General features: G+C 61.7%; 8 protein-coding genes. 3 read left to right on the forward strand and 5 right to left on the reverse strand.

Annotated features, from left to right (window positions below; genetic code table 11):
- Nucleotides 1-441: GNAT family N-acetyltransferase (locus EOC93_RS32365; protein ID WP_164759371.1), on the forward strand; the 441-nt coding region annotated here is incomplete at its 5' end.
- Between the two features lie 47 nt (nucleotides 442-488).
- Nucleotides 489-1,058: a DUF3299 domain-containing protein gene (locus EOC93_RS32370; RefSeq protein WP_095486861.1), complete on the forward strand. Its 570-nt coding sequence runs from the start codon at nucleotides 489-491 to the stop codon at nucleotides 1,056-1,058.
- Between the two features lie 11 nt (nucleotides 1,059-1,069).
- Here the strand turns inward: EOC93_RS32370 and EOC93_RS32375 are convergent, their stop codons facing one another.
- The 4 genes from EOC93_RS32375 to EOC93_RS32390 form a co-directional block, all read right to left on the reverse strand.
- Nucleotides 1,070-1,561 (reverse strand): Lrp/AsnC family transcriptional regulator, encoded by a 492-nt coding sequence (locus EOC93_RS32375; protein ID WP_006333679.1) that lies wholly within the window; start codon nucleotides 1,559-1,561, stop codon nucleotides 1,070-1,072.
- Nucleotides 1,562-1,680: 119 nt separating this feature from the next.
- The gene (locus EOC93_RS32380; protein WP_127206637.1) at nucleotides 1,681-2,376 is read right to left on the reverse strand and encodes a uracil-DNA glycosylase family protein; all 696 of its coding nucleotides are present in this window, start codon (nucleotides 2,374-2,376) and stop codon (nucleotides 1,681-1,683) included.
- Complete coding sequence (locus tag EOC93_RS32385) at nucleotides 2,316-2,927, reverse strand: glutathione S-transferase (RefSeq protein WP_095486865.1); 612 nt, start codon at nucleotides 2,925-2,927, stop codon at nucleotides 2,316-2,318. Before EOC93_RS32385 ends, EOC93_RS32380 begins: the two co-directional genes overlap by 61 nt.
- Nucleotides 2,928-2,968: 41 nt before the next feature.
- Nucleotides 2,969-3,592, reverse strand: coding sequence for a thermonuclease family protein (locus EOC93_RS32390; RefSeq protein WP_095486867.1), 624 nt, complete (start codon nucleotides 3,590-3,592; stop codon nucleotides 2,969-2,971).
- A gap of 75 nt (nucleotides 3,593-3,667) precedes the next feature.
- On the opposite strand from EOC93_RS32390, the gene EOC93_RS32395 reads away from it, so the two are divergent.
- Nucleotides 3,668-5,188: a HAMP domain-containing sensor histidine kinase gene (locus tag EOC93_RS32395; RefSeq protein WP_127206638.1), complete on the forward strand. Its 1,521-nt coding sequence runs from the start codon at nucleotides 3,668-3,670 to the stop codon at nucleotides 5,186-5,188.
- A 4-nt stretch (nucleotides 5,189-5,192) separates the two neighbouring features.
- On the opposite strand, the gene EOC93_RS32400 is transcribed toward EOC93_RS32395, so the two are convergent.
- The coding region (locus tag EOC93_RS32400) for a nicotinate-nucleotide--dimethylbenzimidazole phosphoribosyltransferase (RefSeq protein WP_206532295.1) at nucleotides 5,193-5,419 on the reverse strand (227 nt) is incomplete at its 5' end.

The following is a 5,419-nucleotide window of genomic DNA, read 5'->3' on the forward strand; positions in this document are numbered from 1 at the left end:
GCCTGGCGCGATCTCGAAAACCGCGAGCACGTGGGCAACGATGAGAGGAAACGGGCGATGATGGCGCTCATCGCGGCCGACACGCCGGTCGGCATTGTCGCCCAAGCCGGAGGCAAAACCATAGGCTGGTGCTCGATGGCACCACGCGAAACCTACCGCAAACTGTCGCCGCAGCAGGACGATACCGAAACGGGCATCTGGTCGATCGTCTGTTTCTATGTGCCGAGGGCATTGCGCAGCCGCGGGCTGGCAACCGCACTGCTCGACGCGGCCATCGATCACGCCTTCGCCAAAGGCGCCAGGACGATCGAGGCCTATCCGGTCGACCAGGCATCGCCGAGTTACCGTTTCATGGGCTTTCGAGACATGTTCGTGGCCCGCGGATTCCACGAGATCGGCATGGCCGGCTCGCGCCGGCATGTGATGCGGCTCGAACGTTGACGCTGTTGGCGACGGCAGCTTAACTCCTGTCAAATGGAGAGCACACGATGAGCAATCGTCTCAAATCGACAGCGGCGCTGGCGGCCGTGCTGATTTCCATCGCGGCGGGCAGCGCTTCCGCCGAAACCGCGCGTATATTCTGGAAGGATCTGCGCCCGGCGACGCAAGCGGCTGCCGAAAGTGTCGGACTGCCGATGATCGCGGCAAAAATGCCTGATCATGGCGAGACGCTGTCTCTCAATCTGCAGGACAAGACCATCCAACTGGCGGGATACGCGCTACCGGTCGATCGCGAGGGCGATCTCGTCTACCAGTTCCTGCTGGTGCCGTGGACGGGTGCGTGCAGTCACATGCCGACGCCGCCGCCCAATCAGATCGTCCTCGTCACGCCCGCGCACCCCTACAGGATGTCGGAGGCCTACCAGCCGGTTTCCGTGACCGGCGCCCTGGAGCCGGGCATGGAGAAGAGTCAGCTCTTCATCGTCGACGGTGCCAGCGTCATCCAGTCAGGCTACGCGGTGCGCAAGGCGGAGGTGGTGGACGTCGATGTGGTGCCGGATACGATCACGCAGCCGGCAAACTCACCGTGGCGTTTTCTCAACAAAAAGAAGAACTAAGCAAAAAAACCTCAAGCAGCGTTCGCGCCCGATTCCTTGTCCAGCACCATGTAGTCCAGCGGCATTTCGGTCGTGTACTTGATCTGCTCCATGGCAAACGACGACGACACGTCGCGGATCTCGATCTTGGCGATCAGGCGCTTATAGAAGGCGTCGTAAGCCGCGATATCGGGCACCACCACCCGCAAGAGATAGTCGACGTCGCCGCTCATGCGGTAGAACTCGACCACTTCCGGAAATTCCTGGATGACCTCCGAAAAGCGCCGCAGCCATTCATGGCTGTGCGAATTGGTGCGGATCGACACGAACACGGTGACGCGCACATTGACCTTTTCATGATCGAGGATGGCGACGCGCCGCTTGATGACGCCTTCCTCCTCGAGCTTCTGGATGCGCCGCCAGCAGGGCGTGGTCGACAGTCCGACTTTCTTGGCGACATCGGCGACCGCGAGCGTCGCGTCCTCCTGCAAGAGGCGGAGGATTTTTCTGTCAAGGCGGTCCATTGGGTGCTCCCACAGGGATAGACTTGGAATAGATTGGCTATAGTCCTTCTTATTTAGGCCATTCACAAGAAAGAAATTCTGTCAGATAGCGCAAAAGCGAGTGATTTCTTGCTCACGCTTCAGCCGAGGCGATAGCGGATTTCCGATCTCAGAAACGGCAGCAAATCCATTTCAAACCACGGATTGCGCTTCAGCCAGCCGGTGTTGCGCCACGACGGATGCGGCAACGGCAGCACTTTCGGGTTGCCGGGCGCATCCCAGATGGTGCGCCAATTCATCACCGTCTCCGTCAGCGAGGGCCGGCGCGCTGCGCCCAAATGCCAGGATTGCGCATAGAGGCCGATCGTCAGCACCAGGTCGACCTGCGGCATCAGTGCCATCAGCGGCGCGCGCCAGGCCGGTGCGCATTCGCGGCGCGGCGGCAGGTCGCCGCCCTTGGCATCCTGGCCGGGAAAGCAAAAACCCATCGGCACGATGGCGAACTTTGTCGTGTCGTAGAATTCTTCGCTGTTGACGCCCAGCCAATTTCGCAATCGATCGCCGGAGGCGTCGGTGAACGGCATGCCTGACACATGCACCTTGGTGCCCGGTGCCTGGCTGGCGATCAGAATGCGGGCGCTCGACGACGGCCTGAGCACCGGGCGCGGCTCATGCGGCAACGGCCGGCCGACCGGGTTTTCGACGCAGATTCGGCAGGTGCGTACGGTCGCCGCGAAGTTTTCCAGCTCGTCGTTCATTCTCGGAGAACTCATACTCAGGCGGCGACGCTCGGCCGGCTGGAGACTGCCTGATGCCAGCGCAGTACATTGCTGCACTCCTCCGGCACCTTGATACGCGCCGGCTTCATGAAGTCGACGGCAATCAACCCGGTGATGTCGGCGATCGAATAGGTTTCGCCGGCGATGAATTCCCGGTTCGCCAGTTCCTCATCGAGGAATTTCAGGAATTCGATGGCTTTCGGCTTGTTGGCCTCGCCCCATTCGGGAATTTGCGGAACCTCCCATTCCTTCATCGCCGGATGGGTGTGCCGGAACGCGGCGGCGACGCAACCGAGCAGGTTGAGCTCCATGCGTCTTTGCCACATCTCGACCAGCGCCTTGCCGAGCGCACCGCGCCCGAACAAAGCCGGTTCCGGATGCAGTTCCTCGAAATAGCGGCAGATGGCGACGGATTCGGTGATGACGGTGCCGTCGTCGAGTTCGAGCACCGGCAGGCGCTGCAGCGGGTTGCGCGAACTGACCGTCTGTTCTCTGTGCTCCATCGCGCCCATATCGACAGGCACCAGCGGAACCTGAATGCCCTTTTCGGCAAGGAAGACGCGTACCCGCCGTGGATTGGGAGCGCGGCCGCCATCGAAGAGTTTCATTCCATCCTCCTGATTGATCCGACAAATTATAAGGTTGCTGCTCACCAGAAGCGAAAAATTTCTCGCAAGGCATCGCCAATCGAAGCCAGACTGCCATGCTTTCTTTCGACAACCTCGTGATCGTGACTCTCGCGCCAATCGTGCGGCTCGTCGAACGTGCCGGCCCAGATGCCAGCCTTGCCGGAACGAGCGGCGGCTTCGTCGGTTTCGAAATCGCCATAGGCAACCGCCCAGCCGGCCTCGACCTGGGCGCGGTTGAGATCTTTGCCGCCGGCCTTGCAATCGCCGAGCAGCCGGCCGTATCGATCGCGCTGCCAGCCGGTGCAGGAGACGGGTTTGCCTGATATCAGCCTCACCAGCGACTGCCGTGCCAGCTTGCCGCAGGCATAGTCGATACCGTCCTTACGGCAGATTTGCGAATATTCCGGCGCGTCAATGCCACGCATGCGGATGCGCTCGGTACCGAGCGTGATCGTATCGCCGTCATTGACGACGGCGGCACCCTCCGTCTTGCGCGTCTCGATCCGGTCAAGGCGCGCTGCCAGAAGGATCAGCAGACCGAGGACGATGACGGCCAGTGCGTAGTCCCCCAGCCGGCGCCACAGGCTTCGCGGCCGCGGCGGCACGTATCGCTGTCGCGGTCGCCACGACCACGAACGGCTCATATGGCAAACCGTTGGTTAATCATTCGAACGTAGCTTAACAATTTGAAACCGCTGCCCGCATAAATTGAAGTCTCCATGCCCTCGCAACGCTCGACCACAGCGGACAAGTTTATTGTGGACCGCAGGAAACCCCATCGCAACAGCGATGTGGCGCGCGCGGTGCGCAAGACGCGCGACCGTCTTTCGCAGCAGGTCGGAAATCTTGATTTCGACCGCGAGCTCTTAAAACTCCACGCCCGTGCGATGATAGGCAGCGCGACCATCGTTCCGATTCTCGTCCTGGCGACCGCCGCGACGGGTCTGTTTGCTGGAGTGGGTAACGAAATTGGCGTTTGGGCGCTTTTTACACTCATCTGCTACACCATCGTAGTATTCATGGCGAGGCGCATCGATCAAACGGAAGCTGCCGAACTCAACCCGCTGCAGACGCACAGCGATTTCCTGGTAGGCCACTTCCTTTGCGGCCTGGGCTGGGCTTGGTTCGCCTGGCTCGGTTGCGACGCTTGCCAGGTCGATCAGTTCCAGTTGACTAAGGCGGTAGTGCTGCTGCTCGCCATGGCGGCGACCGCGATCATCGCGTCATCGCTGCGCGGTGCGCTGCTGTCGACCTTTGCCGTTCCGGTCGCGGTCTATGCCTATGCCAGTACGAGGCAGTGGATTCCGGTCGAGCTGATCATGGCCGGTTTGCTGATCGTCTCGCTGCCCTTCTTCGTCTATACGGCGCGCCAACTCAATCGCTCGTCCTTGATGTTGCTCTCGTTCCGCTCCGAAAAGGACGCGCTTATCGCCGAACTGGACACGGCGAAATCGATGTCGGACGAAGCGCGACGACGGGCTGAAGACGCCAATCTGGCAAAGTCGCGGTTTTTGGCCTCGATGAGCCACGAGCTGCGGACGCCGCTCAACGCCATTCTCGGTTTCTCCGAGGTAATGGCGAACGAAGTGCTCGGACCGATGAGCAACCCGACCTATCGCGACTATGCTCGTGACGTCCACGACTCTGGCCAGCATCTGCTCGATCTGATCAACGAAATCCTTGACCTCTCGCGCATCGAGGCGGGCCGCTACCAGCTCAACGAGGAGCCGATGATGCTGCTCTCCGTCGTCGAGGATTGCTGTCACATGATGGAGCTGAAGGCGCGCAATAAGGACATCCGTATCGTCCAGGATTTCGAAAGCGCCTTGCCGCGCCTGTTCGCCGACGAACGCGCGGTGCGACAGATCGCGCTCAATCTTTTGTCGAACGCCATCAAGTTCACCGGGACTGGCGGCGAAATCCGCGTGCGCGTCGGCTGGACGGCGGGCGGCGGCCAATACCTCTCCGTTAGGGATAATGGGCCCGGTATACCGGCAGACGAGATTCCGGTCGTGCTGTCCGCCTTCGGCCAGGGCTCGATCGCCATCAAGAGCGCCGAACAAGGCACCGGGCTCGGCCTGCCGATCGTCCAGAGCCTGCTCGCATTGCATGGCGGCGAGTTCGAACTCCATTCCAAACTGCGTGAAGGCACCGAGGCCATCGCCATCTTCCCGCTGAGCCGGGTAATGGAGGAATTGCCTGCACTGCCGACCAAGGCGGTTGCCGCCCGGCGGCGCTAGTCGCCTAACGAACCGCCGCCGCCATGCCCGAACTGGTGAGCGCGGCTGCCTTGACCAGACCCGCGGCAAGGGCCGCCCCTGCCCCCTCGCCGTGGCTCACGCCGAGATCAAGCAGCGGGCGCAGGTCGAGCCGTCCGGCGGCCCGAGCGTGCGTAGGCTCTGGCGACAGACTGGCAAGCAGGCAATGGTCGAGCGCGGCGGGGGTGGCAGCATGCAGTGTCGCGGCGGCGG

This window comes from Mesorhizobium sp. M6A.T.Ce.TU.002.03.1.1, assembly GCF_003997275.1.
Classification (GTDB): domain Bacteria; phylum Pseudomonadota; class Alphaproteobacteria; order Rhizobiales; family Rhizobiaceae; genus Mesorhizobium; species Mesorhizobium mediterraneum.